This window comes from Micromonospora sp. NPDC048835 (assembly GCF_040649995.1).
Taxonomy (GTDB): Bacteria; Actinomycetota; Actinomycetes; order Mycobacteriales; family Micromonosporaceae; genus Micromonospora.
The window spans coordinates 1-4,321 of sequence record NZ_JBEZGM010000064.1 but is presented as its reverse complement, the minus strand read 5'-3'; the positions used below and the strand labels follow the sequence as shown (position 1 = coordinate 4,321).

General features: G+C 73.3%; 1 protein-coding gene. It reads left to right on the top strand.

The genetic code is table 11. The features are described from left to right. Positions 1-632: 632 nt before the first annotated feature. Positions 633-4,208, top strand: coding sequence for an ABC transporter ATP-binding protein (locus AB0C15_RS32495; RefSeq protein WP_357358576.1), 3,576 nt, complete (start codon positions 633-635; stop codon positions 4,206-4,208). Positions 4,209-4,321 lie beyond the last annotated feature (113 nt).

Below are 4,321 nucleotides of genomic sequence, written 5' to 3'. Positions count from 1 at the left end.
TGCTGCGATCGTCAGAGTGTGTAACGACCCCGCCCCGGCCACGATTCCGACCCATCGGTGCACCCGGTCACAGGACAGACCTCGCGAAACGCCCAAATCACTCACACCGCGCTCGGCCACGGCGCGTCATCTGGCCCTCTCCCGCGTGATCCACTCGCGTTCATGAAAGTTGCGGTGTCCCGATCGCTCGGACAGCGCGGTATCCAGGAAGTGGAGTTGATCAAAACGGCCGAGGCGGGGCGCGGAACGGTCAAGCCGCACCAACCGGGTGAAAGCCCGCGCTCTCCGCGCGATCGCTGAGCTCTGGCGCCGCCGATCGGGGTGGGCGGCCCTGCTACGGGGCCGGGTGGCTTCGTCGCGGGCGTCGGCGGCAACTGCTCGGGCGTCGGCGGCAACCGCTCGGGCGTCGGCGGCAACTGCTCGGGCGTCGGCGGCAACCGCTCGGGTGTCGGCGGCAACTGCCCGGGTGTCGGCGGCAACTGCTCGGGCGTCGGTAACTCTGTCTCGGGCGTTGCGGCTCCATTCTGGCTCCTGCTGACGGATGCCCTGCTCAGGGGCCGGAAAATCGGTTGAGTTGACGGGTTTGTGTGGGCAGGCTGAGGTCTCCGCCACCCACGTCCCGGAGGACTTCCATGCGCCTGCTCCGTGATCTGTGGGGCACCTCGACCCGCCGTATGACGATCGTGGTTGTCCTGATCGTGTTGGGTGCTGCGGGGCAGGCGGGCGCGTCGGCGCTGGCCGGCGCGGTGCTCGTGCATCGTTCGGCGGGCTTCTTCGCCGTGCTGGCGGCGGCACTGGTCGCCGTGGTCCTCAGCGACCTCGCGGTGAGTCTGCTGATGGCCGGCCTGACCGCCGACTGGTCCGCCGACGTGCGTCGCCGGCTGTGTCGGGTCGCTCTCGGGCAGGACCTGCCGACCCTGGAGACCACCCCGGTGGGTGAGCTGCTGGACCGCATCGACGGGGATGTCTATCAGGTTGCGTCGGCGATACGGAACCAGGGCACCCGGCTCGCTCAGGGTCTCTGCGTCGGCGTGTTGTCGATGGTCGTGGCGCTGGCCGTGTGGTGGCCGGCCGGGGTCGCGATGCTGCTGCTCACCGTGGTGCTCGCGGTTGGTCTGCGCCGGCCCACGGCGCGGATCGGCCCGGCCCGGATGGCCGAGGAGGAGGCGTGGTCCGACCTGGCCGCCGTGATGGAGGAGGCGGTGCACGGTCAGGACGACGTACGCACCAGTCTCGCTCGCCCGTACGTGCTGCGGTTGTATGCCCGGCGGGCTGCTGCCGTGCTGTCCCGGGGAAGTGTGGTCTGGGTGCTGTCCGCGCGGGTGGCGACCGTGGCCACCGCGACGATCCGGGCCGGCATCGGCGTGGTGGTGCTCGGCGGGGCCTGGGCGTTGGCCACCGGCCGGATCGACGCCGCCCGGCTCACCGCGATCTGGCTGCTCGCCCTGGCCTTCGGGGCGACCGCCGAACACGTCAGCCGGATGGTGCCGGAAATCCAGGAGGCTCTCGGCGCGTGGGCGCGGGTGCAGTTGCTCTCCAAGGCTCGGCAGGAACCGGTCGGTGGGGCCAGCCCGAGCGAGGGCGACGTGCGCATCCGCGATCTGACATTCGGGTACGGCGAGGGTGGCCGGGGTGCGGCGCTGCGCGGGCTCAGCCTCACCTTCGCGCGTGGTCGCTCGTACGCGCTGATCGGCCGGACCGGCTCCGGCAAGTCGACTCTGGCGAAGGTGCTCACCCGGGCGGTCGACGTGCCGCCGGGCACGGTCTTCCTCGGCGGCACCGACCTGTGCGACCTCGACGTCGAGCAGTTGCGCCGCTGGGTGGCGTTGGTGCCGCAGCGTACCGAGATCCTGGCCGGCACCCTCGCCGAGAACGTCGCACTCTTCGACCCGGAGCTGCTCGACGTGGCGGCTCGGGCGCTCGACGAGTTGGGCCTCGCCGGTTGGATCGCCGAGCTGCCGGATGGGTTGACGACCCGGTTGGGCGAGGGCGGGCACGTGCTCTCCGCCGGTCAGGAGCAGTTGGTGGCGTTCGCCCGGATCCTGGTGCGGGAGCCGCACGTGGTGATCCTCGACGAGGCCACCGCGCGGTTGGACCCGGTCACCGAGGCGCGGGTGCAGCGGGCCACCGAGCGACTGCTCCGCGACCGGATCGGCATCGTCATCGCGCACCGGCTCTCCTCGGTACGACGCTGTGACGAGGTGGTCGTCCTGGCCGATGGCGCGGTGGTCGAGGCCGGCCCGTTGGAGACGTCGACGCGCTTCGCGGAGCTGTTGGCGACAAGCCACGCCGCCGCGTACGCCACGGTGGGGTCGGCCGGTCGCACCGGCGTCGGCACCGACCTGCTGGTCGGCCCCGACCCGGACGCGTGGCCGAGCGAGCCGCCGCCCGCACCTGACGATCGGGTCGCGGCGGAAGGGCAGGCCACACGGGCGGAGCCGGAGGGGCGGGCCACCCGGGCCACGCCGCCGGACCGCTCGCAGGGCGCGGTCGCGCCGGCCCGCGCCGAACCACCGCCACTGCCGCCGGAGCCGCCGGCCCGGACGCTGCGGGAGATCTTCCGACTCTGCACGAACGATCCCCGGTACGGGGCGACGGCGATCGTCCTGTTTCTCGGGCTCAGCCTGCTCGGGCTGGACGGCCCGGTGCTGCCCTGGCTCTGGGCGGACCTCGTCGACGGGAGCGGCAACCCGTACCTGCCGGCGGTGGGGATCGTCGCCGGGCTGCTCGTCACCCTGCCGCTGCCGTTCTACACCCATGTCTGGTTCCCGCAGTGGTGGGTGCGGCAGATGCTGCGGATCGGCCTCCGCCTGGTGCACGGCCAGACCGGGCCGCGCCGGGTCAGCTCACACACCCCCGCCGAGGTGGTGGCGCAGGGTGGCGACACCGAACGGGTGGTGCAGCTCGCCGACAACGTGCTGGACCAGACCGTCGCGTTGGTGCTCGTGGTCGCCATGACGGCGGTCACCGGCAGCGTCGTACCCGGCCTGTTCTTCCTCGGCACGATGGTCGTCTCGGGGCTGGCCGCGACGTTGTTCGGGCCGAAGCTGGAGCGGGCCGCGCGGGCGACGGTGGCGGCGCGGGCCTCCTTCGCCACGGCGCTGGTCTCCGCGCTCTCGGCGGCGCGGACGGTGAAGCTGGCCGGCGCGACCACCGCGGTGCTGCGCCACCTGGCGGGCTTGGACGTGCTGCGCAGCGACCGGCAGCGGCGGGAGATCTCGGTGCAGGTGTGGGCGCGTTCCACACCGTCGATGGCCAGTGGGTTGTTGCCGATCGGCGCCTGGGCGCTCTACCTCAACGGCTCGCTCTCCGCAGGGGCGGTGCTGGTGGCCGTCTCCACCCTGGGCGCGGCCCGTTGGTTCGCCTGGACGACCGCGTCGTTGATCTCGCAGCTGCCCTCGGCGCGGGTCTGGACCCGACGCACCGTGGCGATGACCGGGGTTGGCACGTACTCCGCAGGGGTGTCGGAGGTCGACCTGACCGCCGGGACGGCCCCCGCGCCGGCCATGCCGCCCCGGCACCCGCTGCGCCGGCTGGAGCTGCGCCGCTTCGGGGTGGTGCACTCCGACGGCACGGTCGCCGTGCGGGACGTGGACCTGACCGTGCAGCGGGGCCAGTTGGTGCTCGTCGTCGGGCCGGTGGGGTCGGGTAAGTCCTCGTTGCTGCGGGGGCTGGCCGGGATCGTGCACCACACCGGCGAGCTGGCCTGGAACGGCGACCCGGTCACCGAGCCGGAGCTGTTCCTGCGTCCACACCAGGTCGGCTACGTCGGTCAGTTGCCCCGGGTGCTCTCCGGCACGGTGGCCGACAACATCGCCCTCGGGCACCAGGTGGACGCGGCGGGGGCGGTCAGTACCGCCCAGCTCGACCATGACCTGGCCGCCGCCGGTGGTGGGCTGGGCCTGCTCATCGGGCACAAGGGCACCCGGCTCTCCGGCGGGCAGTTGCAGCGGTTGGCGCTGGCGCGGGCGTTGGCTCCGCGTACCGAACTGCTTGTCGCCGACGACGTGTCGTCGGCGCTTGACGTCACCACCGAGTTGGCGCTGTGGCAGGCGTTGCGGGGTCACGGGGTGACGGTGGTCGGCTCGACCGCGAAGCGCGCCGCGTTGGTCCGGGCCGACCACGTGGTGGTGCTGCTCGGCGGCACGGTGGCGGCGCAGGGCACCTGGCAGGACCTGGAGGGGGACTGGTCGCACCTGGCCGGCTGAACGGTCGGGGGGGGGGGGGGGGGGGGGGGCCCCCCCGCCCCCGGCAGGGGGCCGCGCGAAAGGGCGCCCGACGCGGGACCGCCGCCCCACCCCCCGCGCCGCCCGCGCCGGCC